The sequence below is a fragment of the Nocardia abscessus genome (assembly GCF_015477775.1).
Taxonomy (GTDB): Bacteria; Actinomycetota; Actinomycetes; order Mycobacteriales; family Mycobacteriaceae; genus Nocardia; species Nocardia abscessus_A.
In genome coordinates this window covers 996,760-1,022,045 of sequence record NZ_JADLQO010000001.1, presented here as the reverse complement: position 1 = coordinate 1,022,045, position 25,286 = coordinate 996,760, and the positions used below count along the sequence as shown (strand labels likewise).

The window sequence follows — 25,286 nt, the reverse complement described above, 5'->3', positions numbered from 1 at the left end:
GGAAGTGGGGGGCGGGCCAGTTGGCCCGTCCCCCACGAGTTACCCATGTACCGACGAAATCAGCTGTCGCGCTCGAGATTTTCGATCCCGTACAACCGCTCCCAGTTCTCGCGGCTGGTCAGTTCCGGCATGGCGGCGCGGTACTGCGCCTGCAAGGTGGGCAGTTCCCGGCGCAATTGCCGCAGCACCCGCACCATCCGGCGCAGCAGCTGACGCGCGCGGGCCTTGTCGCGCCTGCGCACCCGGACGCCGGATTGCGAGGCGTCGGTGACCACCACGTGGTCGAACAGCGAGACGTGCCACCAGTAGGCGTCTTCCCTGGTCACGCCGATGATGCCGTGCTGGGTGCGGCCCAGCCACTGATTGATCGCGCGCTTGATCAGCACCAGTAGCACGCGGCTGGGCTCCCCACCGGCGCGGCGCAATTGGATGTCCGACGAGCGCACCGGCGGCGTCGCCGCGGGGTGCTTGATCGTCTCGGGGTAGTCGGCCCGGCTGGTGCGCGCGGCGGCCAGCGCTTCGATACCGCCGTCCCGCAACACCTGCGGGCCCTTCAAGAAGTCCTCGATGCCCTGCAACGTGGTGTGCACCAGACCGTACTGCATCGCGACCAGCTGTTCGGACATCTCCCGGAACAGTTTGCGGGTGATCTCCTTCCCGTCCAGCTCCGCGTGCAGCGAACCGACGATCAGCGAGTTGCGCGTGCTGAAGTAGCGCGCCCAGTCGTCGTAGTCCTTCCAGTAGAAGTCCGCGTGCCACACCGCGGCGTTGGGCAGGGTGACGGTGACGAAACCGTGCTCCCGCGCCCGGATGCCGTACTCCACGTCGTCCCACTGGAAGAAGATCGGGATCGGCAGGCCGATCTTCGCGACCACCTCGGCCGGGATCAGGCAGGTCCACCAGGCGTTGTAGCCCGCGTCCACGCGGCGCTCCTGGTTCTTCTTCAACATGCTCGTGTTGCGCAGCGCCTTCGGCACCTTCTGGCCGTGCCGCAGCCGGTGCAGATGCACCTCCTCGGCGCCGACGTTCAGGTAGTCGGGGTTGAGCAGGAACAGCATCTGCGCGCCGACCAGGGTCGGTTCCACCGTCAGGTTGGCGAACGCGTTGAGCCGCAGCACGGTCTCCGGTTCGCACAGAATGTCGTCGTCCATCAGGATGACGTCGGCGTGCTCGTTCACCGCGGACACCTCGTAGAGCCCGCGAGTGAAGCCGCCCGCACCGCCGAGGTTCGGCTGGCGCAGGTAGCGCAGCTTCTCGCCGAAGACCGGGGCGACCTCCTGGTAGCGCGGCCGGTTCTCCACCAGATCGGTGCCCTGGTCGACGACGTACACCGCGTCGATCGCGGCCAGCACGGTGGGATCGGAGGACAGCGCCGCGACCGTCTCGGCGCAGTCCTGGGCGCGGTTGAAGGTGCAGATGGCGATGGCGACCGGGCGCACCCGCTCCGGCGCGACGGCGGTCCAGGTCAGCTCCGCGATGCCGAGCGCGCCGCCGATGGCGTCGAATTCCAGCCACAGCGCGCCACCGTCGACGTACTGGTCGAGCGGGGCGGTCAGCGTCACCGAGCCGCCTGCGTCGACCCGCGCGGTATCGATGATCCGCCGGTGACCCGCGATGTCGGAGGCCACTAGCCGGATCTTCGCCTTGGCGACCACGTCGAGCACCATGGTGACCCGGACTTCGGTGACCGTGGTCCAGCGCTGCCAGTAACTGGCGGCGAACCGGCCGAAGTAGGTATTGGTGTGCGCGGTCGCGCCTTTGTCCAACCGCAGCGTCTGGCGTTCCCGGTGCGCGCCGCCCTTCACCACGGCGTACAGCTCGTCGCTCACCTTCGCCGACGGCCCGGTGAAGATACCGCGCTGTAAGACGAGCCGGTCCGGCGCCCGATGGTCGGCGCGCAGCGCGGCAGGCGCCTCAGCGGCCGTCGAGCGATCGTTTGTTTCGGTAACGGCCTCGATAGCCGACTGATCCATGAAATCCTCGAAATTCTCATTGTGCCGGACGGGACGGACACGCCCCTCGATGCCTTCACGGCGGGGGTGAGGATATCAACCGCTGTGTGCGCTTGCCCGCCGTGCGGCCACGCCGTCGTGTGGTCGAACCATTGCTAAACGTTCGCCGATTCGTTGTCGGTGGCTCTGTCATTGCCCGCGCGTGCCCCGGTGAAGACGAATTTGTCGTAGGCCCAGTACCGGAACACCACGGCCACGATCTGCCCGATCAACGTACCGGAGATGTTGTCCGACAGCGGACTGGACAGGTCGAGCACGTAGCGGGAGAAGCCGAGACAGCCCAGTTGCAGGCCGATCGCCACGACGTTGAACACGGCGTACAGGAGGTACTCGCGCCCGGGATTGCCGGTCTGTTTGTGCGCGAAGGTCCACCATTTGTTGCCGAAATAGGTCACCACCGTCGCCACCGCGATCGCGATGATTTTGGCCGGTAGTGGGTAGTGATAGAGCACGCCCTCGCCACCCCAGAAGACCAGGAGGTTGTACGTGCCCGCGTCCACCAGGAACCCGATCGCGCCGACCACCAGGAAAGCCCCGCCTCTGCGCAGCGCGGTGAGCACTCTGCGAACGACCGTTCCGGTCTCCTGCGTCACTGACTCGCCCGCGGATGCGGTGGACTCACTGGATGGCACCGCCCGACGGTACCGCAGGCCCGGGGAACCGCCCACGACGGGAAAAACCGCTCCCGCGCACGGTGAGGTCGGCCACGCGCCAGCTGTGAGTTCCCTGTACCCTCCCCGTGTTCCCACATTCACCGATCGCGAGGATTGACCCGGGTGGACTCCACCGAGCTCCGTATTGCCGCCGTCGTTCCGTGTCACAACGAAGAGGCTTCGGTCGCCAAGGTCGTGGCCGATCTGCAGGCCGCCGTGCCGGGAATCGTCGTCTACGTCTACGACAATCTGAGCACGGACAAGACCGCCGAACGGGCCCGCGAGGCCGGAGCGATCGTGCGGCACGAGCACACCAAAGGCAAGGGCAATGTGGTGCGCCGCGCCTTCGCCGACATCGAGGCCGACGTGTACTTGATGATCGACGGCGACGACACCTATGAGGCGTCCGCCGCGCCGCTGATGATCAAGACGCTGCTGGACGGTCCCTACGATCATGTGCTCGGCGTGCGCAAGCAGGACGAGGGCGGCTCGGCCTACCGCACGGGACACGAAACCGGCAACCGGGTGCTCAACGGCGTGGTCGGGAAGGTGTTCGGTGAGAACGTCGAGGACATGCTCTCCGGCTTCCGGGTGTTCTCCCGCCGTTTCGTGAAAAGCTTCCCCGCCGTGTCCCGCGAGTTCGAGATCGAGACCGAGCTCACCGTGCACTCGCTGCACCTGCGGGTGCCGCAGACCGCGGTGCCGGTCGGCTTCCGGGATCGCCCGGCGGGCAGCGAGAGCAAGCTGCGCACCTACCACGACGGGTTCAAGATCCTGGCCCTGATCGTCGGACTGGCCCGGCACGAGCGGCCGGTCGCGTTCTACGGTCTGTTCGGCACGCTGAGCTGGCTGGTCTCGATCATCCTGACCATTCCGATCGTCGTCGAGTTCTACAACACCCATGAGGTGCCCCGCTTCCCGACGCTGTTCCTCGGCTTCACCCTGCTGCTGCTGGGCAGCCTCGCCTGGACCGCGGGCCTGATCCTCGACGGCATCCGGCGCTCCCGCCACGAGGCCGCGCGCCTGGTCTACCTGCGCTACACCGCGGTGGGCGCGGACGACCCGCGGATCACCGGCGACGGCGCCGCCCGTGACGCCGAGGCCGGGCGTTGACGACCTCGGCGGATCCGACCGCGACGCCGGACAAGGATCTGGACGAGCCCGCGAACACCGCACCGCTACCTGCCACCGACACCGCCCCGCTACTCGCGGTCGACGCCGACGCGGGGACTGCTCCCGGCACGGATCGGGCCGCGAAAGGCTTCGCGGGCCGCGCGGTGGCGCGGCTGGGTGGGGCGACGATCGCCTTCACTCTGCTGGCGACCATCTTCGGCGCGCTGTTCACCGTCCTCACCCCGCCGTTCTGGGGGCATGACGAGATCACCCAGTTCGGCCGCGCCTACCAGGTCGCGCACGGCGGATTCCTACCCCAGCGGATCCACGACGATCGCGGCATCGCCTACGGCGGCGACGTCCCGTCCAGCATCACCGCCGTGATGGGCTACGCGCTGAAGGACTACACCACCAACCCGGACGAGCCGGACCCGATGCTCGGCGACCCGGCCCGCTACGACCAGTTGACCAGCGCCGCGGTCTCGGACGCCACCGAACCGGTCTGGTTCACCAATACCGCCGCCTACTCGCCGGTCCCCTATATCCCGGCGGCCATCGGCATTCGTCTCGGCGAACTCTTCGGGCTCGACGTGGGCGGGCTGCTCCTGCTCACCCGGCTCGCCGGACTTCTCGCCTACCTCGCGGTGGTCGGGTTCGGCCTGTACGCACTGCGCGCGCACCGGGTGCAATGGCTGGCGTTCACCGTCGCCGTGCTACCGATCGCGGTGTTCCAGGCGGGCACCGTCACCGCCGACACGATGACCAACGCGCTGGCCATCCTGGTCTCCGCGCTGCTGGTGAAGGCCGTGTTCCTGGGCGAGCGCCTGGCCCGGGTGGAGATCGGCGCGCTGCTGGCCGCGACGATCCTGCTGCCGGTGAGCAAGCCGACCTACGTGCTGCTCGCACTGCTGGTCGCCTTGGTGCCGGCGGACCGGTTCGGGTTCAGCGGCTGGCGGCGCGGGATTCCCTGGGCCTTCGCCGCGACCGGTGCGCTCGCCTTCGCGGTGTGGATGAAGATCGCGTCGCCGACCGGTGACGGCATGGGTCTGATGCGGCCGCAGCACCAGTGGCACTCGGTGCGTCCCGGCGATCAGCTCAGCGGCATCCTGCGCGATCCGCCGGAGTTCGCGCACGTGTTCGGCGAGAGCATCGCGCTGCGCGACCAGCGCTGGTTCAGCCAGTTCTTCGGCGAACTCGGCTTCGCCTACGTCGACGTGCCCGCCCTCTCGATGCTGGCCTGCCTGCTCGCGTTCGCGGTGAGCCTCGGCGTCGCCGAGCGGATGACCGCCCCCGATTTCCGTCGCACGCTGATCGTCGCGCTCACCATGGCCGCGAGCGTCGCGATGATCTACGTGACGCTCTACATGTCGTTCACGCCGGTCGGCTACTACATCGTCGACGGCGTGCAGGGCCGCTACTTCGTGCCGCTGGCGATCGTCACGCTCGCGGTGCTGCTGCGCTGGATGCCCTTGCGGCTCACCGATTCCGCGGGGAAGACCCCGTCGGTGGGCCCGGCCGTCACGGTGCTCGTGGCATCGAGTGTGGCCTTGGTCGCGGCGGCGGCGAAGTACTACACCATCGTCTGGGGTTGAGCGAGAAGGAATTCGGTCGCGGCGCCGCGGGGCTCCCCGGGGCGCCGCCGCCGTCTCAGTCCCCCGCCGCGCTGAGCGTCCGCTCGCCGGCCGCGAGATAGGCCCGCTCGGTGTCGGCCTTGTACGGGCGCCACCAGTCTTCGTTGTCCCGGTACCACTGGACGGTCGCCGCGAGACCGGCGCGGAAGTCGGCGTAGCGCGGGCGCCAGCCGAGTTCGGCACGCAGCAGGGACGCGTCGATCGCGTAGCGCTGGTCGTGACCGGGCCGGTCGGTGACGTGGTCGAAATCGTCGGGGTCGCGGCCGAACTCCGCGAGGATCATCCGCACCACGGACTTGTTGTCGAGTTCGCCGTCGGCGCCGATCAGGTAGGTCTGCCCGATCCGGCCGCGCCGCAGGATCTCCCACACGGCGCGATTGTGGTCCTCGACGTGAATCCAGTCGCGCACCTGATGTCCCGCGCCGTAGAGGCGGGGACGCACCCCGTCGATCAGGTTGGTGATCTGACGCGGGATGAACTTCTCCACGTGCTGGTAGGGCCCGTAGTTATTGCTGCAATTGGAGATGGTGGCCCGCACGCCGAACGAGCGGGTCCAGGCACGCACCAGCAGATCGCTCGAGGCCTTGGTGGCCGAGTAGGGGCTGGACGGGTTGTACGGGGTGGACTCGGTGAACGCCGGGTCGTCCGGGGTCAGGTCGCCGTAGACCTCGTCGGTCGAGACGTGGTGGTAGCGCACGTCGTGCCTGCGCACGGCCTGCAGCAGCGAATAGGTGCCGATGATATTGGTCTGCACGAACGGCCACGGCTCGGCGAGGGAGTTGTCGTTGTGCGACTCGGCGGCGAAGTGCACCACCGCGTCCACGCCGCTGACCAGTTCGTCGACCAGGTCCAGGTCGGCGATGTCCCCGTGCACGAAGTCGACGCGGTCGGCCACCGGGGCGAGCGAGGCCCGGTTCCCCGCGTAGGTCAGGGCGTCGAGGACGGTGACGGTCGTATCCGGCTGGTCGGACACGGTCTGCTGGACGAAGTTCGCGCCGATGAAACCGGCGCCACCGGTGACGAGCAATCGCACCCCATGACTCTACGTGGGGCCGGTGCGCCCCGGCGACGGACTCGAAATCCCGTGCGGCCGAGGACCACTCCAGGTTTTCGATCTGTGACCTTCGTCTCATTGACTTCCCAGCCAGAAGAACTACCGGATCGGTTTGTCGGGGAAAAGCCCGGTCAGCGCCTACATTTCCGCGACCCCACCGAGCCGTAAGTCTCGACGGTGAACAAAATTTGAATAAACAGTCACAACGGGTTCACCACGCGTTAGCTGGTCTAGATTTTGCTCATCTAGTCCCCTCCGAACGTTCCAATCGAGGTTCCAAACAAAATGCTGATGAGGAAATTCGCCGCGACGTCGGCACTGCTGATCGCCGCTCTCGGCGTCACCGCCGGCACCGTGAACGCGGCTCCGGCCACCGAAGCCGACAACGGCGCGGTGAACTTCACCGCTCACGCGACCGACACCCAGTCCATCATCACGACCGATGCCGGTTCCATGGTCGTCGAGGATGGCACCTTCAAGGTCAAGGCCGCCAACGGCGACGTGCTGACCGGCATGCCGCTGACCTTCCGGGTCGACGACTTCGAGTTCCCGATCGCTGCCGAGATCGCGGACCGCACCGCCACCCTGACCCCGCAGTTCGACATGGCGCACGCGACCTACAAGCCGGTCGCCCTCCCGTTCGAGGAAAAGGCGCCGTGGAAGTCCGAGTACGACCGTGAGGTGGCCGCCTTCAACCGTATGAAGGACACCATCTCGACCGGCGCCGCCATCGGCACCCTGGTCGGCGGCATCGGCGGCGGCGCCGTCGGTTGCGTGCTCGGCGGCATCGCAGGCGCCACCGTCGCCTCGGCCGCGATCATCGGCCTGTTCGGCGCGTTCATCCCGGCCGCGGCCATCGGCTGCCTCGGCGGCATTCTCGCCGTCGGCGCCCTCGGCACCCTCGCGGGGCAGCTGCTGATCACCGCGCCGGTCGCGATCGGTGCTGCGATCCAGTACTTCACCACGATCAACCAGCCGTTCACGCCCGCCAAGTAATTCACGGCTGAACGCATACAACTGAATCGAACAAAGCCGAGCCCCGTCCGCGCGAACCGCGGACGGGGCTCGGCGTTATTCCACTTGCCTATCGAAAGGTGAACACACGCTGAACAAAATTCAACTTATAAACTTTGCTCGGGGCTGACCTGCACTATCAAGGGCAGATAACTTCGGTTCGGAATTGATCAACCATGGTCGCTTGGAGCGGCATGCGTCGAAACAGCGCTCGGCGACGGGATGCGGCCCGCCGCCATCGTCGTCGTCCGGGGTAAGTCGGCGTACCCCACACAGGACGCGAGCCCCGTCCCGGCTGACTGCGGAACGAGGCTCGCCTCGGAAGGCCGGACGGTCAAGCCGTCCGTGCCTGCTGGTCGTCCTCGATGCGGGCCCGCACGAACCGCGAGACCCGCGCCAGCGCCGCCCTGCTCTCCGGCAGGCCCGGCGCGATACTCATGAAGGCGTGCACCTGACCGCGCCACAGCTCCAGCGTGTTCGGGACGCCCGCCGCGGTGAGCCGCTGTGCCATCAACTCGGAGTCGAACCGCAGCACCTCGTCCTCGGCGGCGATCAACAGCACCGGAGGCAGCCCGGCCAGGGCCGCGTTGACCGGCGACAGCCCCGGATCGAGCATCCCGTCGACCTCGGCGCCGATGCGCACCACCGCCTCCAATGCCGACAGCGGGATGTACGGATCGCGCGTGACGTTCACGTAGTCCCGCTTCGCCCCGTAGTCCAGGTCCAGCAGCGGGCTCAGACCGACCAACCCGGCCGGTGCGGGCAGTCCCGACTCCCTGGCCAGCAGTGCGGTCGCGAAGGCGAGGAATCCGCCCGCCGAGTCGCCCGCGAAGACGATCCGCGCCGGGTCGGCGCCGTGGCGCAGCAGCCAGCGGTAGGCCGACAGGCAGTCCTGCACCGACTGGGTGATGCGGGTGCCGGGCAGCTGGCGGTATTCCACGTTGATCACGGGCAGCCCGGTACGGCGGGCCAGGCTCGCCGCGACCGGACGGTGGCTGCAGGTGTCGCAGATCGCGAAGCCACCGCCGTGCATGTACAGCACGGCGCCATGCCGCAGCGCCCGCGCCGCACCGGCCGGACGGATGATCTCCAGGCGGATACCGTGCAGCGAAACCTGCTCCCGATCGATGCCCTGTGGCCGCGGACGCAATCGCGCCAGCCCGTTCACCGTGGCGGCGCCGAAGGGAATGGTCGTCCTGGTGACCGGGAACGTGCGCAGCACCGGCCGCACCACGCCCATACAGGTGGCCAGCAGCAGGCGCGATTGCGCGCTGGGGCCCTTCGGATTCATCACCACGCCGGGCTCGCCGTGTCTGGTCGCCATCGCGCACCTACCTCAACTGGCGCGCCGATTCACGACCGGACCGAGGTCGCCCAGGCGAGGTGTCGGCGCTGACATCTCACACAGTGTCCTTTCAGAACACCATGCGCATCGTGACCTACGCAACAGAATCGCTCGATACCGGCCGTAGCGAAACGCCCGTGACCGAATCGAGGACTAGTCGGAACCTCACCGAATCCCGGCGCCGTGAAACTGGCAGACTCCATGCATGCGCGGAATCATCTTGGCGGGCGGCACCGGCTCCCGGTTGCACCCGATCACGCGCGGGGTGAGCAAGCAGCTGGTCCCGGTATACGACAAACCCATGGTCTACTACCCCCTCTCCACGCTGATGCTCGCGGGGATCAGGGACATCCTGGTGATCACCACGCCCGAGGACGCCGCGGCGTTCCGGCGGCTGCTCGGCGACGGCGCGCAGTTCGGCCTGTCGCTCAGCTACGTGGTCCAGCCCGAGCCGGACGGCTTGGCCAGGGCATTCGTCCTCGGCGCCGACCACATCGGCACCGATAGCGCCGCACTGGTGCTCGGCGACAACATCTTTCACGGGCCCGGTCTCGGCACCAGCCTGCACCGCTTCCACGAGATCGACGGCGGCGCGGTGTTCGCCTACTGGGTGTCGGACCCGACCGCCTACGGCGTCGTGGAGTTCACCGAGGGGCGCGCGGTGTCCATCGAGGAGAAGCCCAAGGCGCCGCGGTCCAATTACGCCATTCCCGGGCTGTACTTCTACGACAACGACGTGGTGGAGATCGCCCGCTCGCTGCGGCCGTCGGCGCGCGGTGAATACGAGATCACCGACATCAATCGCGCCTACCTGCAACAGGATCGGCTGAGCGTGGACGTGCTCGCCCGCGGCACGGCCTGGCTGGACACCGGCACCTTCGATTCCCTGCTGGACGCGGCCAATTACGTGCGCACCATCGAAGAGCGGCAGGGCCTGAAGATCGGCGTCCCCGAGGAGGTGGCCTGGCGGATGGGCTACATCGATGACGAGCAGCTGTGCGCGCTCGCCGAACCGCTGGTCCGCTCCGGTTACGGCCGCTACCTGCTCGATCTGCTCGAACGCGGACGGGACTGGTGAGCATGGAGTTCCGGGAACTCGCCGTGCCCGGCGCCTGGGTGATCACTCCGCGTCAGCACGGCGACGATCGCGGCATGTTCCTCGAGGGGTTCAAGGCCTCGGAGTTCGAGAAGGCGACCGGCCGGTCGTTCGACCTGCGGCAGGTGAACTGCTCGGTCTCCGCGGCCGGTGTGCTGCGCGGCATCCACTACACCGAGGACCCGCCCGGTCAGGCCAAGTACGTGACCTGCGTGCGCGGCGCGTTCCTCGACGTGGTGGTGGACCTGCGCCCCGGCTCACCGACCTACGGGCGCTGGGACAGCGTGCTGCTCGACGACGTCGACCGGCGCTCGGTCTTCCTGTCCGAAGGGCTGGGCCACGCGATCCTCTCCCTGGAGGACGGATCGACGGTCACCTACCTGTGCTCGCTGGAATACCAGCCCGAATTCGACCACGACCTCGATGCGTTCGATCCCACACTGGGCATCGAGTGGCCGCGGGTGGGGCGGAACGGCAGCGAGCTCACCTTCGTCCGCTCCGCGAAAGACACCGCGGCCCCGCCGTTCTCCCGCTACGCGTAGTCACACTGGGCGCACTCCCCTCCGGAGCCCGCGCCGGGCCTGCGAAGCCTAGGCAGCCGCATGAAAAGGCGCAGCTCCAACGCAGTCCGCCCCGAGCCCGCGCCGGGCCGAGCGAAGGCTCGGCAGCGCATATGCCGAGCGCCGCCACCCGATGCGGTGACGGCGCTCGACGGTCAGACGGGTCAGGCGACGAGTTCCAACTCCTTCTCCTTCGCCTCGTCCGCCGTCCGCTGCTTGGCGCGGAAGCGCGGCGCGAAGGCCAGCAGGGCGACGAGCGCGCCGACGATGGATACGCCCGCGGCGAACTCCAGGCCCGGCCGGTAGGTGTCGAGCATCCCGGCGGCCGAGATGTCGGCGTGCGCACCGGAAGAGATGATCGCCGTGGTCACCGCGAGCACGATGGCCGCGCCGACCTGCATGGAGGTCTGCAGCACGCCGGCGGCGAGACCCTGCTCCTCGTCCTCGATGCCGTTGGTGGCCTGGATGTTGATGGCCGGGAAGCCGACCCAGCCGATGCCGATCAGCAGCACCGCGGGCAGCAGCATCGTCAGGTAGGAGGGCGCGGTGTCCAGCCGCAGGAACAGCAGGTAACCGACGGCCATCACGACCATGGTGACCGCGATCACCGGCCCGGTGCCGAAACGATCCACCAGCTTGTCGGAGAAGAACGCCGACAGCACGACGAGCAGACCGACCGGCAGCAGCGCCATGGACAGCTTCAGCGGCGACCAGCCGAGCGTGTCCTGCATGTACAGCGTCACGATGAACTGCCAGCTGAAGTAGGAGCCCGCCACCGCGACGATCGCGAGGCTGGCGCGGACCAGCGAGGACTTGCGCAGGATGCCCAGGCGCACCAGCGGATAGCGCACCCGCTTCTCCACCGCGACGAATCCGGCGAACAGCGCGACGACCGCGACGAACGAGCCGATGGTGCGCGCCGAGGCCCAGCCCGCTTCGGGCGCGGCGACCACGGTGTAGACCAGCAGCAGCATGGCGGCGGTGGACAGCAGCGCACCCAGCAGGTCGTGTCCGCCTTCCTCGGCGGGCTTGTCCTTGGGCACCAGCACGTAGGCGGCGGCCAGCGCGGCGAGCGCGATCGGCACCGGGAGCAGGAACGTCCAGCGCCAGCCGACACCGGTCATCAGGCCGCCGAACAGCAGGCCCATGGAGTAGCCGCCCGCGCCGAACACCGTGTAGATGGACAGCGCCTTGTTCCTGGCCGGTCCCTCGGGGAAGTTCGTGGTGATGATGGACAGGCCGGTCGGCGCGGTGAACGCGGCGGCGAGGCCCTTGACGAATCGGGTGAGGATCAGCAGCGGACCGGAGCTGACCAGACCACCGGCGAGCGAGGCGACCGCGAAGACCGCGAGCGCGATCAGGAAGACCTTGCGCCGCCCGAGCAGGTCGGCGGTGCGGCCGCCGAGCAGCAACAGACCGCCGTATCCGAGCACGTAGCCGCTGACCAGCCACTGCAGGGTGGAGGTGGACAGATCGAGTTCGGCGCCGATGGACGGCAGCGCGACACCGATCATCGAAACGTCGAGACCGTCGAGGAACAGCACGATGCACAGCGTGATCAGCATGCCCCAAAGCCGGACTGACCATCTGGTCGGATCGGTCGCCGCGGCGGCCGAAAGCGTGGCTGGTGAAGTCATGCGGGGAACATTACATGCGCGTGCATTAAATGCCAACACATTTAATGCAGTTGCATGGGCATGCCCGGGCCACTAAGATGGGGCCATGTCGAAGCCGACCACCGTGAGCACGGCCCGGCGCGCCCTCGCGCCCACCGGGCTGGTTGGAGAGTGGCGCGAGCTGCTCGACCGGCACGCGACGGTGAGTTGCGCGCTCGAGAAGGCGCTCCAGAACGGCCATGACATCGGGCTCAGCGAATTCGAGACGCTGGACCGGCTGGTGGACGCGGACTGCGGCGACTACCGCATGAGCGACCTGGCCAACGACATCTACCTGAGTCAGAGCGCGCTGTCCCGGGCCGTGGCCCGGCTGGAGCGCGACGGCCTCGTCCGGCGCACCATGTGCGCGGAGGATCGCCGCGCCGTGTTCGTCTGCCTCACCGAGAAGGGCCGCGAGGTCTACGAACAGGCTCTGCCCACCCACCGGGCCGTCCTGAGCGACACCTGGGAGTTGCCCGGCCCGCCGAAGTGCTGATCAGCGCGAGAAAGTCCGCAGGTCACAGGGCCCGGCGGGCGGCCTCGATACCCGCGCTCGCGTCGACCGCCACCGCCTCGATGCTCGCGAACGCCGCGCGGAAGCGCGCGATCTCGTGCTCTTTGTCCACGTAGATCGGTCCGGTGAACGCCTCCACATAGACCACCGGCGGTTCGGACGGCTCGCCGGAAGGCGCCTCCGGGAAATCGAGCAGCACGAACCGGCCCGAGGTCATCCCGTCGTGATAGTCGGAGTCCATCGGCACCAGCCGGACCCGGACGTTCGGCAACTCGGCCATGCGGTGCAGCTGGTCGAGTTGCTCGGCGACCACCGCCGGGTCGCCGATCCGCCGCCGCAGCACGCCCTCGCCGATCAGCGCGTCCAGCCGCAGCGGTGCGTCGTTCCGCAAGACCAGCGTCTGCCTGGCCTGCCGTAAGCGGACTCTGCGGTCGAGTTCGTCGGCGGACAGCTCCGGGTACGCCGCGGCGAACACCGCGCGGGTGTACCCCTCGGTTTGCAGCAGTCCCGGGACGAGTTCGTTCTCGTAGGTGGACAGCCGAGTGGCCGCCTCTTCCAGTCCGATGTAGACGTCGAAGCCCTCCGGGATCACGTCGCCGTATGCGGTCCACCACCCCTTCGCCTTGGTGTCGCGGGCCAACGCGCGCAGCGGTTCGATCAGGTCGGGCGGCGCGCCGTAGACCTTGCACATCGCCTCGACATCGAGACCGCGCAGCGAGGTCTGCCCGGTCTCGATCCGCCAGATCTTCGCCTCCGACCACTCCAGCTGCTGCGCGGCCACCCGCGTGGTCATCCCGGCCCGGTTGCGCAGATCGCGCAGCTGCCTGCCGAGCTGCCGTCGCGGCATCGTCGATCCGGTCGTCCCCTGTGGTAGAGCCATGCTTCCCCCCTGTTTCGCCGTACACCGGCCGCACCGTGATCCGTGCTGGGTCTGCGACGCGGCCGCCTTTCCGGACACCCGTGGTGGTTGTGCGGGGTATCCGAACAGCATTGTTCACAGTGAAACTCACACCGGTCACGGTGCGTGTCTCAGCTAGGCCGATGGCCCCAGGGAGTCAAACTACTTCCGCGCGACGCGTTTTCGTCCCCTACCTGCGCGGGTTTCGCTTGCGGAAGCGCCAGAACTGCACCGCCCGAACGTCTTCGGACAGCTGGTTGACCGGCTCGGCCACGTCCGACAGCGCCTGGAACAGGTCGTCGGCCAGCTCGCTGATGTGCTCCACCCTGGTCGCCAGACGCGAGGCGTTCACCAGGAACTCGAGCATCAGGCGGACGGCGGCCGCGATGGTCAGGCCCAGCGGGACGCCCAGCATCGCGGCGAGCACGCCGAGCACCGCCGACACCCGCCACGCCGACACCGTCAGCGTGATGGGGACGGCGAAGGCGAACACCAGTCCGAGGATGTACGCCAGCGGCAACAATGTGCGGGTGGCCGGGCGGTGGAACTGCACGTCGACCAAGGCGCGCGCGGCCGCGCCGCTCCACTGCGCGAACGCGCGCGGGCTACGGAACGGCTCGGCGGGCTGATCCTCGTCGGCGGCCCCGGACAACCGCTTGGCCGCCGACTCCTTCCACGCGATCCAGCGCGATTCGGCCTCGAACTCCTCCTCGTCCACCGGCGCACCGGCGGGCGCGCCGGTGCCGTTGGATTCGTCACTCATACCGTGTCCTCCTCCGGGCCTGACGCTCATGCTCTGTCCTCCTCGGCATGCGCGGGCCCTACGTGGTCACGCAAGCTGCCGCCTCCGGGCCTGACGCTCATGCCGGAATCCTCCCTGCTCGGCGCGTACGGATCCAGCCCGGAAACGCACGGGACCGGGATGTTTTCGCACCGGCAACATCGTTCCCGACCATCCACAGCGATCTCGCAGCTTCGGCACAGCGAGAGGCCAGGTGCGCGGCTGAAAGTAGCTGCGTGGCAACCGTGGCGAGCCACTTCGGGATGCCCGGCGGAACGCGTACGAACCCCTCGAAAATGAGACGTAGGCGACACTCCGGAAATTCTTTCGGAGAACCCGTAACGCCCATGGCTGCCCCCGCCGATACGACCCATGAATGCAGGACCCAGAGATCTACCGGGGAATGGAGAAGACAGTGCGCACCACGTTTCCGACTTCCGTCACGGCGGCCGAGCTGACCGCCGCTGCGCAGGACTACAACCAGCGCGGGTGGACGGTCGCCGAAACGGCCAACGGTCTGAGCCTGATCACCGACGACGACCTGTCCGGCATCGAGGTCTCCGGCGAACTGGCCGGCGAGGTCCGCCGCTTCCTGCGCGCGAACAACCTGTCCGGCGCGGTGATCGAGATCCCCGGCCCGGAGCGTCGCGAGATCCACCTGGTCACCGGCGTTCGCAAGGCCGCCATGGCGCTGCAGGCGCTGCGCGAGGCCGGCGCCACCCTGTACACCGACGGCGCGGGCATCCCGCTGCCGCCCACCCAGCTCTCGGCCGGTTCGGCCTGCTGGGGCGTCGCGCCCGCCGAGGCCCGCTGGGTGCCGCCGGTCGTCGCGATCGCCGCGGCCGTGCGCGCGGCCACCGCGTCGCGCCGCGCGAAGCTGACCATCGCCTGCTGAGCAACGCGCCCCTGATCGAGTTCACCTGCTGATCGCGGGCCGGGGCCGCGCTACCCGGCCTGTTTGCGACCGGTATCCGTCCTGCCGCTCCGGCTCCCCACCCCGGAGCGCCGCCGGGTACCGGTCGTTTGGCGTTGGCGTTTGCGAATGTCGAGCGTTCTCTTTTCAGTTTCACCCGCGGACGACAAGATGGGGTATGGCCCCGATCACGCAATCGCGCAATCTGCTGCGGACCTGCCCACTCTGCGAGGCGGTCTGCGGCCTGGAAATCACCCTGGACCCCGACGACCACGTGACCTCGGTTCGCGGCGACCGCAGCGATCCCTTCAGCAAGGGCTTCATCTGCCCGAAGGGGGCCAGCCTGGGCCACCTCGACGAGGACCCGGACCGGGTGACCGAACCGCTGATCCGCGATCGCGCGACCGGCACCTGGCGTAGCGCGACCTGGGACGAAGCCTTCGACTACATCGCCGAGCGCTTCCCCGCCGTCGTCGCCGAGCACGGAAACCAGTCGGCCGCGGCCTACTTGGGCAACCCCAACGCGCACACCGTGGCCGGCGCCCTGTACCTGCCCATCCTGCTGCGCGCGCTGGGCACCAAGAACATCTTCTCGGCCAGCACCGCCGACCAGATGCCCAAGCAGGTGGCCAGTGGGCTGATGTTCGGCGATCCGCTGACCGTGCCCGTGCCCGACCTGGACCGCACCGATTATCTGCTGATGCTCGGGGCGAATCCGCTGGAATCGAACGGCTCGCTGTGCACCGCACCCGATTTCCCGGGCAGGCTGAAGGCGCTGCGCGGCAGGGGCGGCCGCTTCGTGGTGGTCGACCCGCGGGTGACCCGCACCGCGAAACTGGCCGACGAGCACCTGTTCATCCGGCCGGGCAGCGATGCCTACCTGCTTTTCGGCATCGTGCACACACTGTTCGCCGAGCAGCTGACCGATCTGCGCGTCGAGGTCACCGGCCTGGACGAATTGCGCACCGCCGCCGCTGCCTTCGACCCGGATACGGTCGCGGCCCGCACCGGCGTCCCCGCGTCCACGATCGTGCGCCTGGCCCGGGAGCTCGCGGCAGCGCCGACCGCGGCGGTGTACGCCCGCATCGGCACCTGCACCGCCGAGTTCGGCACGATCACGCAGTGGCTCGTCGACGCGATCAACGCGCTGACCGGCAACCTCGATTCCCCCGGCGGCGCGATGTTCGCCACCGCCGCCGCGGGCGGCATCCCGCGTACCAGGCCGTTCCGCATCGGACGCTGGACCAGCCGGGTACGCGAACTGCCCGAGGCGATGGGCGAACTGCCCGTCGCGACGCTCGCCGACGAGATCACCACGCCCGGCACGGGGCAGATCCGCGCGCTGGTGACGGTCGCCGGTAATCCGGTGCTGTCCGCGCCGAGCGGCGCGCGCCTGGACGAGGCGTTCGCCCAGCTCGACTTCATGGTGAGCGTGGACAGGTACCTGAACGAAACCACCAAGCACGCCGATGTGATCCTGCCTCCCCCGCGCCCCACCCAGTCGGCGCATTACGATTTCGCGCTTCTGCAATTCGCCGTGCGGAACTACACCCGCTACTCGCGCCCGCTGGTGCCGCTGGGTGACCGGCCGTCCGAGCCCGCCGTCCTGGCTCGTCTGGCCGCGGCGCTGACCGGCAGGCCGCACAACGGCTCCGACGGGGTCGATCCGCTCACCGCCGTGGACGAACTCGTCATCGCGGGCCTGCTGCACAAGGCCGGGTTCGCGCAGCGGCGCGGGGACCTGATCGGCGAGAACAGCACCGAGCAGCGCATCGACCTGATGCTGCGCCTCGGGCCGTACGGGGAATGGAACGGCGGCACGCTCAATCTGCAGGTGCTGCTGGACAACCCGCACGGCATCGACCTCGGCCCCTTGCAGCCACGGCTGCCCGGCGTGCTCCGCACCGCGACCGCGAAGGTGGACCTGGCCCCGCAGCCGCTGCTCGACGACGTGGCGCGGATGCGGGCGCGACTGTCCGACGCCGCACCGGAGATCGTGCTGATCGGGCGGCGGCAGCTGCGGTCCAACAACAGCTGGATGCACAACATCGCACCGCTGGTGAGCGGATCGAATCGCTGCACACTGCACATCAATCCGGCGGACGTGGCGCGGCTCGGACTCGGCGACCGAGCGGTGGTCAAGTCCGCCGCCGGCACGCTGACGGTTCCGCTGGAGCCGACCGAGGCCATCATGCCCGGCGTGGTGAGCCTGCCGCACGGATGGGGACATGTCGACAGCACGCAGACCGTGGCCCGCGCGCACGCGGGCGTCAACGCCAATGTGCTCACCGATGATTCGGTGGTCGACGCGCCTTCCGGAAACGCCGTGTTCAACGGGGTACCGGTCACGCTGACCCCTGCCTGAGGCACCGCACATCACTCCGCAAATCCCGACCGGCCGGAAATTATTCCGGCCGGTCGGCTCTTAGCTAATCTACGGAAATCCCTGCGCCGCACGCGAATCACAGGCATGATCTACCTGGATTCCGACGTTTTGCCGCGTGCTTCTCATCTAAAATTGTCGCGATCTCGGTACGACCGCGGTTCAACGTCGAGCCTGGTGGACCCCGGATTCCGGCGACCAGAAGGGGCGGCAATGCCCGGTACACGCAACGGCAGCGACGGCGAGCGTGAGCTGCAGGAACGGTATGGAACACAGGATCGAGCCCAGCGCTTCTACGACGATCAAGTGCTCGATCGGCTCAACCCGACGATGATCGAATTCATCGGACGGATGGATATGGCGTTCATCGCCACGGCGGACAAACACGGCGAATGCGACTCGAGTTTCCGAGCCGGGGTTCCCGGTTTCCTACACGTCATCGACGAACGCAGGATCGCCTACCCGGAATATCGTGGCAACGGCGTGATGGCCAGCCTCGGCAATATCCTGGAGAACCCGCACGTCGGGATTCTGCTCATCGATTTCGTGCGCGACCTCATCGGGCTGCACATCAACGGTTCGGCACACCTCGTCCCCGATCCCGTCCTCCGCAGCGTCGTAACCGACCTTCCCGTCAACCACAAGGGCCGCGTCGCCGAACACTGGGTAGTGGTCGACGTGGAAGAGGCGTACATCCACTGCCGGAAACACATTCCGCATCTGGTGCCCGCCCCGCGCGAACAACGCGAGTGGGGCACCGACAACACGCGCGCCAAGGGCGGCGACTACTTCGGAGCGAAGGCGCAGAAGAACGAGCTGGCCGACACACTGGTCAGCGGTCCCTGAAGGTCGGTACGCGGCCGAGCGCGCCCAACATCAGCTCACGCCGACACCCGACGCTCGACCACCAGCGGGCAGGTGGTCGGCAACGTTCGCGCCTGCATCCAGGTCACGGTCCCCGCCACCTCGGCAGAGGTAACGGCAGGACGCGCGCGGCACACGCTTTCGCAACCGGCGCGCTCCAGCACCGCCATGGCGACGAAGAAGTTCGCCATGACCCACAAAACGGCGCATCCGGCGATGACGCTCGCGACCATCACCGGCGTACCTCGGCGATCCCGAACGGCAGGTCAGCGCTTCGCGTCACCGGTCGCGGGCCGCGATACGTCATCTGATCGGCCCACGCCCGAATTGCCTGCACGACAGCCGCCCCGGATGGGCGAAAGCAGTTGGCGGGCGGCTCGATCCACTGCCGAATCGCCCCGGCCGACGCGGTGGGCGACGGCAGCGCGATAGCCGCCCCCGCGCGAGCGACGGACACATCCAGCCGGAACAACTCGGCGAACAGGCGCATATCGTCGGCCTCGCCGAGATCGGGCCGGATCAAGAACGTCCATCGGCCCGAACGCGGATGGCCGACGATCGGTCCGGCCGAATTCCCCTGACCGTGCAGATGAGCCCGCACGACCTGCCCCAGCCGAGCAGGCATCGTGATACCCCAGACGCTGCCCGCGTGCACGACGATCCGCCCCAGTTCAGGCGGGTCGATGACAGCGGGCAAACCGCATGCCCGCCGGTAGAACTGGCACCGCGACACCGGAGTGTCCTCGAACGGTTCATGGTCCATCTCGAAAGCCCCCTACTCACATCGAAAGTCGTGTGGAGTGCGCCCGGCCCCGACCGGTTGGCGTCGGGAACGGCCGGGGTGCGAGAGCCGAAAAACGCGTTGACACATCAACTCTGGCCGCCGGGCGCATGTTCAGTACACAACAGGTTTGTCGATATGGACGGTCCATTGCGGACATCTCATCAATTACACTGGGCGGCCAATACGGGCCGTTCCATAGTGGCGCGAACCATCGTGTTGCGGCCCACCAGAACTCGGTCCAGTACGAGCCAAACCAGATAGCGAGGCTAAGGAATGACAGGTTCCACGCTCCCGCGGCGGGCACTCGGGCGACTGCTGCGCGAGCTACGCAACAGCGCCGGAAAAAGCCAGCTCGCAGCAGGGCTGGCGATCGAGGTCTCCAAGCAGACGATCGGCAGAGTCGAGGACGGTCGGCCGGCAAGGATCAGCACTGCACAATTCCGTGATCTGCTGGACTTCTACGAGGCCGACGAAGCCGCCCGTACGGAACTGCTCGGCCTTCTTCAGGAGGTCAAGGCCGCCAAGGGCGACCCGTCAAGCGGCTGGTGGCGCGCATACGCCGATGTGGTGAATCCGCATTTCGATCACTTCATGAGCCTCGAGCAAGCATGCCGCCGGATGACGAGCTTCCACCTGACTTTGCTGCCTGGCTTGCTGCAAACGCCCGCGTATCGCAGATGGCTCGTCAAGACAGCCGACCCAGCAATGTCAGCTGTCGACGTGGAGCGAAGACTCGAACTGGCCGCGCGGCGACAGCGCAGGCTCGTCGAAGATCCCGACTTTTCAGTGGAAGTGCTGCTGTCGGAATCGGTGCTCCGTCACCAAGTCGGCGGCCGGGACGTAATGGGCGAGCAATCGCGCCACCTCGCCGAAATCGGGAGCCTACCGAACGTGTCTGTTCGCATGATTCCCTTCGATGCCGGAGGCCACCTTGGACTGATAGTCCAGTCGTTCACTCTGTTCGACTTCCCACCCCTGCACGTCAGTCGAATGAACGAGCCACCTGTCGTGTTCGTAGAAGGCTTCACGGGAGCGTTGTTCCTGGAAGAGGATAGTGTGATCGAGCGCCACAGGGCGACAGTGGCGAACCTCCTCCAGGTAGCGTTGAGCGAGGATGACACCAGAGTTTTGGTGCAGAATATTGCAGAGGAGTATGCCGCGTGACCAGGGACTTGTCCGGGGCGAATTGGTTCAAGAGCACCCGCAGCCAACCAAGCGGTGACTGCGTTGAGGTTGCACATCTCGACGGGGGCATGGTCGGTGTCCGCGACTCGAAGAATCCGACCGGCCCCGCACTGGTGTTCACCCCCAGCGAATGGGACGCCTTCACCGCAGGCGTGACGGACGGCGAATTCAACCACTCCTAGCCACGCCGATCAACACGGCCCGGTCTGATTCGAAAGGTCAGGCCGGGCCGTTCTGCGTGCTTTCGCTGGGCCCGCATCAGATGAGTCGCTGGTCCATATCGCCGTCCATGATGCGCAGTGTGTTTCGGGCGGCGGTGGGTTCGTAATGGTCGGTGAAGAGTTTGGCGACGAGTTCGCCGCGGCTGGTGACGCCGACCTTCTCGAAAATGGCTTTCACGTGGTCGCGGACGGTGTGTGCCGACAGAAACAGTTGCGCGGCGATCTGCGCGGTGGACAGACCTCGGGCGATCAGTTCGGTGACATCCACTTCTCGATCGGTCAGGGCGTAGGCCGCCACGATCAGCGATGCCACGTCCGTGGGTCTGGCCGGTGCGAGAACGAGTGCGGTCATGGCCGCTGCGTCAGCGCTGTCCCGCAGGCTGGACGCGTGACACACCAACCAGCGTCCGGTTCTCGTCCGGACGCGAATACGTGCGTTCTCTCCGGTCATCCGAGTGTGGCCCGCGGTGGTGAGGACCCAGGTCGGTAGGGGCAGGGCGATCCCCTGCTCAGTCGGAAGGGCGGGGCCGACAGGCATTTCGGCGAGTAGATGGCGTGCCTCGTCGTTGATCGATACGAGCGAGCCTGCTGTGTCGAACAGCAGCATGCCGGGAGTCGCGGCCAGATCGCGGGGAGCGCCGGCTACCGGCCGCGCGAAGCTCCGGAGTCGCCGCGCCATCGGAACGGAGATCGCGTGGACAAGCGCGATGTCTTCGTCGCGGAACGGATGTCGCCCTCGCTCGCGAAACAGGCTGAGGTGTCCCCATCGTTGGCCGTCGACCCGCAGAACTGCCCGCAGCTCATCATCGAAACCGCGTGGACACATGAATTTTCGGTACAGGGAGCTCGATGCAGGGCGGTCCCCGGTTGCCTCGCGCAGCCCCGCCACGGGCACCGAAGCGCGTGCCAGGTCGCGGAACGTGTTCACATGTTCGGCTGAGAGCTCGGTTTCCCAGTAGTCCCCGCATCCTCCCTCGGGCAGGTTCTCCACCCGCACCGGTGCGGTCGTCAAGCCGTTGAGCGGGTCGGTCGCCACCCAGACCGCAGCGTCGAACGGAGATATCTCGCGCAACCGGGTGGACGCGACGGCGAACAGCGCATGTGCGTCGGACGCCCGATCGATGCTGGTGAACAGGGCCTCGATCGTATGGCCGGACGCGCTCATATCGACCATTCTGGTCTCGCCTGGGGAGGCCGACCATCCCGCAATCGAGGGATCGCTTCCCGCAGTTTCGGGAAGGCCGGTCTCGCCACACTCTCACCACCACCGTCGTCCGGCCCGCATACGCCCTACGTGTCGACCATGTCCCCGCAATCGCGGGATTCCACTCGTGAACTCGCCGAGCGACGCTGGCTGCGCAGATACAGCGCAGAGTTCGCTGGGGTCCTGGGCCCCACCTTCCGCGAACCGACCACAGGATGGAGAAACCATGAAGATCGGCATCGTCGGAGCAGGCGTCGCAGGTGTGGGCCTGCTCGACGCACTCGCCCGACTGGACCCACCGCCCGGCGACATCACGGTCTTCGATGGCTCGCCCGCCTCATGGCGGGGCCGCCCGTACCAGCCGGACCTCGATGCGGTGCGCGTGAACGCCCCACCCGCACGGATGTCGATGCGCCTCGATGACGCGGGACACTTCGAACGTTGGCTGCGGGACCACGGTGACTGGAGCGCATTCCACGATGAGGGATTGGGCGTGCCCATCGTCCCCCGCAGGGTGTACGGCGATTACCTCGAAGAGACTGCCCGGACAGCGATCGCACGACTGCGCGGTGAAGGTTGGCGGATCGAGGTAGTGAACGAGCCGGTCACAGGATTCGTGGGCGGCGACTCGAATGTTCTGGTCACCGGCAGCGGCGGTCGCTACCACGTGGACCATGCCGTTCTCTGCGTCGGTAGCGGCAGCCCTCGCGACCATTACGGACTCACCGGAACCGCCGGGTTCTTCGTCGAGCCGTATCCGCTGGCGGACACCCTGACTCACGTGCACCGGGATGCGCATGTCGCGGTGATCGGCAGCGGTCTCACGGCGGTGGATATCGCGGCATCGCTGAAGGCGAACGGCCACATCGGCCCGATCAGCTTCCTGTCTCGAAGCGGTGTCCTTCCCTTTGTGATGCAGCGTCCCGCGCCGTTGGCGCCGCGTCACCTCGTCCCGCCCAACGCGATGCGCCTCGCGGCAGCGGGCGCGGGCCTCGATGATGTGGTCGCGCTCATGCGCGCCGAACTCGACGACCTGGGCGAAGACTTCGACAGGTTCGCGGCGGAGATTCTGGACACCGGAGCCGACGAGCCCGCCACCCGATTGAAGCGCCAAATCGCCGAGATCGACTCCCCAGAGCTCGGCCGCCGGTTGTTGGTCATGGTGACCCGGATGGTGGGGCCCATTCTGTGGCCCGCGCTCCCGGTCCGACACCAGCAGATGCTGCGCGCCGAATACTTCCGCACGATCAACAGCCTGACCTCACCTATGGTTCCGCACAATGCCACTATCGTCCTCGACTTGCTGAACTCGGGGCAGCTGCGCTTGCATCGTGGCGTCACCGCGATCGAAGCCGGTGACGGAGGCGGTTTCCAGATCACCGACGAGACGGTGTGGACCGCCGATATCGTCGTCAACGCGGTCAATCCGCCTGCCTACACGACACCTCAGGCAACCGAGCCTTTGCTGGAGTCGCTGCTCGCGGCCGGCACGGCGGAACTCGCACCGACCGGAGGCCTACGGGCTCAGCCCGGCACCCGTCGCCTTCTCGTCGACGGACACCCGGACCCCACCTGGCACGTGGTCGGCAATCTGGCCGCCGACTCACTGTTCATCGCGACCAACCCGACCCACTTGGCCGCGGAATCAGCCTCGGTTGCCACCTATCTCGCCGCGAGGGCGGCCACGGCACATCAGCCGGTCGGCTCGAATCGTTCGAGGCCGGTGACACGGAGCAGTTCGAGGGCCGAGGCCGTGGGAGTGCCTGGGGCGGCCGAGTAGACGACGACGTTCTGATCTGCCTCGGCCACCAGCAGGGCGTCGCAGTCGAGGGTGAGGGTGCCCAGGTCTGGGTGTGCGAGGGTTGTGGTGAGGCTACGCAGCCGTCCGGAACGTCCAGCCCGCCACAGCTCATCGAATCGCGCACTGCCGAATCGGAGTTCGTCGATCAGCTGAGCGAGGCCGGGATCCTTCGGGTACTTGGCCTGTACCGTGCGCAGACAGCCGACGCAGTCGACGGCATTGGCCGCTTCCTCCTCCGGCGTCATGACCAGCCGGTCGAGCCCTGCGCCGAGGAAGCGCTGCCACATGATGTTGCGCTGGACCGGTGGCCGCTCGGAGAAGTCACCGAACAGCGCCGCCGCCAGCGGATTCCAGGCCAGCACATCGGATTTGGCGGACAGCACCAGGGCGGGCAGATCCGCCATGCGGTCCAGTAGGCGCATGACGCTGGGCCGGATGAGCAGCGGAATGCGCCCGGCCTGCGGAGGATCGGATCCGGCGAGCCGGAAGATCAGATCGCGGTCGGAGTCGGTCAATCGCAGCGCCCTGGACAGGGCGTCCAGCACCTGATCGGAGGGTTTGGGGCCGCGCCCTTGCTCGAGCCGGATGATGTAGTCGACGCTGAGCCCGGCCAGCTGAGCGACTTCCTCGCGCCGCAGCCCGGGAACCTGTCTGCGGGATCCAGCAGGCAGCCCCGCGGCGGCGGGTTGGATGCGCGAGCGCGCGGTGCGCAGCACCATGGCCAATTCGACTCTGTCCACCTTCATATCCTGCCGTAGGACCGGCGGTCCGGGGTGGTACCGGCCGTCCCATGACTCGTAGGCCCTGGAGTCGGCGGGTGACCGGCGCGAGGCTACGAGGATGACGACAACGACGATCGCCCTGGTGACCGGAGCGAACAAAGGACTCGGACGGGAAACCGTACGCCGACTGGCCGGATCGGGCTGGGAGGTGTTCCTCGCCGCCCGCGACACCACGCGCGGCACCAGGGCGGTGGTCGAGCTGGCCGAGGAGGGTTTGCGGACCCGCTTCGTCCAACTGGACGTGACGTCGGACGAATCCGTGGCCGCGGCGGCCGACGCCGTGAAGGCTTATGCAGGCCGCCTCGACGTGCTGATCAACAATGCCGCTATCGGCGGCCCGCGTACTCATCCGGCCGATACGCGCGTCGACGTGGTGCGCGGGGCGTTCGAAACCAATGTCTTCGGCCCGATCCGGGTGATTCACGCCTTTCTGCCGCTGCTGCGCGCGTCCGACCACCCACGCATCGTCATGGTCTCCAGCGGCATGGGTTCGATCGCGACCGTCACCGACCCGAAGTGGCAGGGCCAGCTACCGCTCGCGCTGGGCTACCCGACGACCAAAGCCGCCCTGAACATGCTCACAACCATGTATGCCCTCGCCCTGGACGACATCCGTGTCAATGCGGTGGATCCCGGTTTCACGGCCACCGACCTCAACGGCCATACCGGTTTCCAGACCGTCACCGAGGGCACCGACGCGATCATCGAGCTGGCTTCCGTAGGTCCCGACGGACCCACCGGCGGGTTCTTCGACAGGAATGGCACCACCTCGTGGTGAGGGCGGCGGGGATGGTCGTCGCGCTGCTGGGCCTGTGCGTGGCAC

24 protein-coding genes are annotated in these 25,286 nt (G+C 67.6%); 13 read left to right on the top strand and 11 right to left on the bottom strand.

Annotated features, from left to right (window positions below; genetic code table 11):
- Positions 1–59: 59 nt before the first annotated feature.
- Positions 60–1,973 (bottom strand): glycosyltransferase, encoded by a 1,914-nt coding sequence (locus tag IU450_RS04695; protein ID WP_195148471.1) that lies wholly within the window; start codon positions 1,971–1,973, stop codon positions 60–62.
- A gap of 134 nt (positions 1,974–2,107) precedes the next feature.
- Positions 2,108–2,644 (bottom strand): GtrA family protein, encoded by a 537-nt coding sequence (locus IU450_RS04690; RefSeq protein WP_195148470.1) that lies wholly within the window; start codon positions 2,642–2,644, stop codon positions 2,108–2,110.
- Positions 2,645–2,788: 144 nt separating this feature from the next.
- Here IU450_RS04690 and IU450_RS04685 point away from each other — a divergent pair, with 144 nt between their 5' ends.
- On the top strand, positions 2,789–3,778 hold the full coding sequence (locus IU450_RS04685) for a glycosyltransferase (RefSeq protein WP_195148469.1): 990 nt from the start codon (positions 2,789–2,791) through the stop codon (positions 3,776–3,778).
- Positions 3,775–5,370: a DUF2142 domain-containing protein gene (locus IU450_RS04680; RefSeq protein ID WP_228833943.1), complete on the top strand. Its 1,596-nt coding sequence runs from the start codon at positions 3,775–3,777 to the stop codon at positions 5,368–5,370. The genes IU450_RS04685 and IU450_RS04680 overlap by 4 nt, the downstream gene beginning before the upstream one ends.
- Before the next feature lie 55 nt (positions 5,371–5,425).
- Here IU450_RS04680 and rfbB read toward each other — a convergent pair whose 3' ends face one another.
- Positions 5,426–6,442 carry a dTDP-glucose 4,6-dehydratase gene (rfbB, locus tag IU450_RS04675; protein WP_195148468.1) on the bottom strand — a complete coding sequence of 339 codons (1,017 nt, stop codon included), beginning with the start codon at positions 6,440–6,442 and terminating at the stop codon, positions 5,426–5,428.
- A gap of 306 nt (positions 6,443–6,748) precedes the next feature.
- On the opposite strand from rfbB, the gene IU450_RS04670 reads away from it, so the two are divergent.
- Positions 6,749–7,459, top strand: a complete 711-nt coding sequence (locus tag IU450_RS04670) for a hypothetical protein (RefSeq protein ID WP_195148467.1) — start codon at positions 6,749–6,751, stop codon at positions 7,457–7,459.
- A 352-nt stretch (positions 7,460–7,811) separates the two neighbouring features.
- Here the strand turns inward: IU450_RS04670 and IU450_RS04665 are convergent, their stop codons facing one another.
- On the bottom strand, positions 7,812–8,801 hold the full coding sequence (locus IU450_RS04665) for an alpha/beta hydrolase (RefSeq protein ID WP_195148466.1): 990 nt from the start codon (positions 8,799–8,801) through the stop codon (positions 7,812–7,814).
- A gap of 226 nt (positions 8,802–9,027) precedes the next feature.
- On the opposite strand from IU450_RS04665, the gene rfbA reads away from it, so the two are divergent.
- Together rfbA and IU450_RS04655 are read left to right on the top strand one after the other, a co-directional pair.
- Positions 9,028–9,900: a glucose-1-phosphate thymidylyltransferase RfbA gene (gene rfbA / locus IU450_RS04660; RefSeq protein ID WP_195148465.1), complete on the top strand. Its 873-nt coding sequence runs from the start codon at positions 9,028–9,030 to the stop codon at positions 9,898–9,900.
- A 2-nt stretch (positions 9,901–9,902) separates the two neighbouring features.
- Positions 9,903–10,460 carry a dTDP-4-dehydrorhamnose 3,5-epimerase family protein gene (locus IU450_RS04655; RefSeq protein WP_195148697.1) on the top strand — a complete coding sequence of 186 codons (558 nt, stop codon included), beginning with the start codon at positions 9,903–9,905 and terminating at the stop codon, positions 10,458–10,460.
- 182 nt (positions 10,461–10,642) lie between these two features.
- Here the strand turns inward: IU450_RS04655 and IU450_RS04650 are convergent, their stop codons facing one another.
- The gene (locus IU450_RS04650; protein WP_195148464.1) at positions 10,643–12,115 is read right to left on the bottom strand and encodes an MFS transporter; all 1,473 of its coding nucleotides are present in this window, start codon (positions 12,113–12,115) and stop codon (positions 10,643–10,645) included.
- 85 nt (positions 12,116–12,200) lie between these two features.
- On the opposite strand from IU450_RS04650, the gene IU450_RS04645 reads away from it, so the two are divergent.
- On the top strand, positions 12,201–12,629 hold the full coding sequence (locus tag IU450_RS04645; protein ID WP_195148463.1) for a MarR family winged helix-turn-helix transcriptional regulator: 429 nt from the start codon (positions 12,201–12,203) through the stop codon (positions 12,627–12,629).
- A 22-nt stretch (positions 12,630–12,651) separates the two neighbouring features.
- On the opposite strand, the gene IU450_RS04640 is transcribed toward IU450_RS04645, so the two are convergent.
- Both IU450_RS04640 and IU450_RS04635 read right to left on the bottom strand, forming a co-directional pair.
- Positions 12,652–13,527, bottom strand: coding sequence for a helix-turn-helix domain-containing protein (locus IU450_RS04640; protein ID WP_195148462.1), 876 nt, complete (start codon positions 13,525–13,527; stop codon positions 12,652–12,654).
- 208 nt (positions 13,528–13,735) lie between these two features.
- Entirely contained in the window at positions 13,736–14,308 is a 573-nt protein-coding gene (locus tag IU450_RS04635) for a DUF4282 domain-containing protein (RefSeq protein WP_195148461.1), read from the bottom strand.
- A 394-nt stretch (positions 14,309–14,702) separates the two neighbouring features.
- On the opposite strand from IU450_RS04635, the gene IU450_RS04630 reads away from it, so the two are divergent.
- From IU450_RS04630 to IU450_RS04620, 3 genes are all read left to right on the top strand, one after another.
- Positions 14,703–15,221, top strand: coding sequence for a hypothetical protein (locus IU450_RS04630; protein WP_228820319.1), 519 nt, complete (start codon positions 14,703–14,705; stop codon positions 15,219–15,221).
- Between the two features lie 196 nt (positions 15,222–15,417).
- Positions 15,418–17,604 carry a molybdopterin-dependent oxidoreductase gene (locus IU450_RS04625; RefSeq protein WP_195148460.1) on the top strand — a complete coding sequence of 729 codons (2,187 nt, stop codon included), beginning with the start codon at positions 15,418–15,420 and terminating at the stop codon, positions 17,602–17,604.
- Positions 17,605–17,835: 231 nt separating this feature from the next.
- Positions 17,836–18,468 carry a pyridoxamine 5'-phosphate oxidase family protein gene (locus tag IU450_RS04620; RefSeq protein ID WP_195148459.1) on the top strand — a complete coding sequence of 211 codons (633 nt, stop codon included), beginning with the start codon at positions 17,836–17,838 and terminating at the stop codon, positions 18,466–18,468.
- A 35-nt stretch (positions 18,469–18,503) separates the two neighbouring features.
- Here the strand turns inward: IU450_RS04620 and IU450_RS04615 are convergent, their stop codons facing one another.
- Together IU450_RS04615 and IU450_RS04610 are read right to left on the bottom strand one after the other, a co-directional pair.
- Positions 18,504–18,722: a hypothetical protein gene (locus tag IU450_RS04615; RefSeq protein WP_195148458.1), complete on the bottom strand. Its 219-nt coding sequence runs from the start codon at positions 18,720–18,722 to the stop codon at positions 18,504–18,506.
- Positions 18,719–19,249, bottom strand: coding sequence for a DNA-directed RNA polymerase subunit beta (locus tag IU450_RS04610; RefSeq protein WP_228833942.1), 531 nt, complete (start codon positions 19,247–19,249; stop codon positions 18,719–18,721). The genes IU450_RS04615 and IU450_RS04610 overlap by 4 nt, the downstream gene beginning before the upstream one ends.
- Before the next feature lie 294 nt (positions 19,250–19,543).
- On the opposite strand from IU450_RS04610, the gene IU450_RS04605 reads away from it, so the two are divergent.
- The gene (locus IU450_RS04605) at positions 19,544–20,434 is read left to right on the top strand and encodes a helix-turn-helix domain-containing protein (RefSeq protein ID WP_195148457.1); all 891 of its coding nucleotides are present in this window, start codon (positions 19,544–19,546) and stop codon (positions 20,432–20,434) included.
- Positions 20,431–20,637 (top strand): DUF397 domain-containing protein, encoded by a 207-nt coding sequence (locus IU450_RS04600; RefSeq protein ID WP_195148456.1) that lies wholly within the window; start codon positions 20,431–20,433, stop codon positions 20,635–20,637. Before IU450_RS04605 ends, IU450_RS04600 begins: the two co-directional genes overlap by 4 nt.
- 76 nt (positions 20,638–20,713) lie before the next feature.
- Here IU450_RS04600 and IU450_RS04595 read toward each other — a convergent pair whose 3' ends face one another.
- A complete protein-coding gene (locus IU450_RS04595) occupies positions 20,714–21,841 on the bottom strand; it encodes a helix-turn-helix domain-containing protein (RefSeq protein ID WP_195148455.1) in 1,128 nt (375 codons plus the stop codon).
- A gap of 265 nt (positions 21,842–22,106) precedes the next feature.
- On the opposite strand from IU450_RS04595, the gene IU450_RS04590 reads away from it, so the two are divergent.
- Positions 22,107–23,660 (top strand): FAD/NAD(P)-binding protein, encoded by a 1,554-nt coding sequence (locus IU450_RS04590; RefSeq protein ID WP_195148454.1) that lies wholly within the window; start codon positions 22,107–22,109, stop codon positions 23,658–23,660.
- Here the strand turns inward: IU450_RS04590 and IU450_RS04585 are convergent.
- On the bottom strand, positions 23,573–24,427 hold the full coding sequence (locus tag IU450_RS04585; protein ID WP_195148453.1) for a helix-turn-helix transcriptional regulator: 855 nt from the start codon (positions 24,425–24,427) through the stop codon (positions 23,573–23,575). The genes IU450_RS04590 and IU450_RS04585 overlap by 88 nt on opposite strands.
- Before the next feature lie 94 nt (positions 24,428–24,521).
- Here IU450_RS04585 and IU450_RS04580 point away from each other — a divergent pair, with 94 nt between their 5' ends.
- The gene (locus IU450_RS04580; RefSeq protein WP_195148452.1) at positions 24,522–25,241 is read left to right on the top strand and encodes an SDR family oxidoreductase; all 720 of its coding nucleotides are present in this window, start codon (positions 24,522–24,524) and stop codon (positions 25,239–25,241) included.
- Positions 25,242–25,286: the final 45 nt, after the last annotated feature.

Coding starts and splice junctions, on each gene's coding strand:
- IU450_RS04595 (WP_195148455.1), bottom strand. CDS start 21,841: ATGAGCGCGTCCGGCCATACGATCGAGGCCCTGTTCACCAGCATCGAT.
- IU450_RS04585 (WP_195148453.1), bottom strand. CDS start 24,427: ATGAAGGTGGACAGAGTCGAATTGGCCATGGTGCTGCGCACCGCGCGC.
- IU450_RS04580 (WP_195148452.1), top strand. CDS start 24,522: ATGACGACAACGACGATCGCCCTGGTGACCGGAGCGAACAAAGGACTC.
- IU450_RS04620 (WP_195148459.1), top strand. CDS start 17,836: ATGCCCGGTACACGCAACGGCAGCGACGGCGAGCGTGAGCTGCAGGAA.
- IU450_RS04610 (WP_228833942.1), bottom strand. CDS start 19,249: ATGGACCATGAACCGTTCGAGGACACTCCGGTGTCGCGGTGCCAGTTC.
- IU450_RS04630 (WP_228820319.1), top strand. CDS start 14,703: ATGCAGGACCCAGAGATCTACCGGGGAATGGAGAAGACAGTGCGCACC.
- IU450_RS04605 (WP_195148457.1), top strand. CDS start 19,544: ATGACAGGTTCCACGCTCCCGCGGCGGGCACTCGGGCGACTGCTGCGC.
- IU450_RS04650 (WP_195148464.1), bottom strand. CDS start 12,115: ATGACTTCACCAGCCACGCTTTCGGCCGCCGCGGCGACCGATCCGACC.
- IU450_RS04625 (WP_195148460.1), top strand. CDS start 15,418: ATGGCCCCGATCACGCAATCGCGCAATCTGCTGCGGACCTGCCCACTC.
- IU450_RS04640 (WP_195148462.1), bottom strand. CDS start 13,527: ATGGCTCTACCACAGGGGACGACCGGATCGACGATGCCGCGACGGCAG.
- IU450_RS04590 (WP_195148454.1), top strand. CDS start 22,107: ATGAAGATCGGCATCGTCGGAGCAGGCGTCGCAGGTGTGGGCCTGCTC.
- IU450_RS04665 (WP_195148466.1), bottom strand. CDS start 8,801: ATGGCGACCAGACACGGCGAGCCCGGCGTGGTGATGAATCCGAAGGGC.
- rfbA (WP_195148465.1), top strand. CDS start 9,028: ATGCGCGGAATCATCTTGGCGGGCGGCACCGGCTCCCGGTTGCACCCG.
- IU450_RS04695 (WP_195148471.1), bottom strand. CDS start 1,973: ATGGATCAGTCGGCTATCGAGGCCGTTACCGAAACAAACGATCGCTCG.
- IU450_RS04635 (WP_195148461.1), bottom strand. CDS start 14,308: ATGAGTGACGAATCCAACGGCACCGGCGCGCCCGCCGGTGCGCCGGTG.
- IU450_RS04655 (WP_195148697.1), top strand. CDS start 9,903: ATGGAGTTCCGGGAACTCGCCGTGCCCGGCGCCTGGGTGATCACTCCG.
- IU450_RS04645 (WP_195148463.1), top strand. CDS start 12,201: ATGTCGAAGCCGACCACCGTGAGCACGGCCCGGCGCGCCCTCGCGCCC.
- IU450_RS04670 (WP_195148467.1), top strand. CDS start 6,749: ATGCTGATGAGGAAATTCGCCGCGACGTCGGCACTGCTGATCGCCGCT.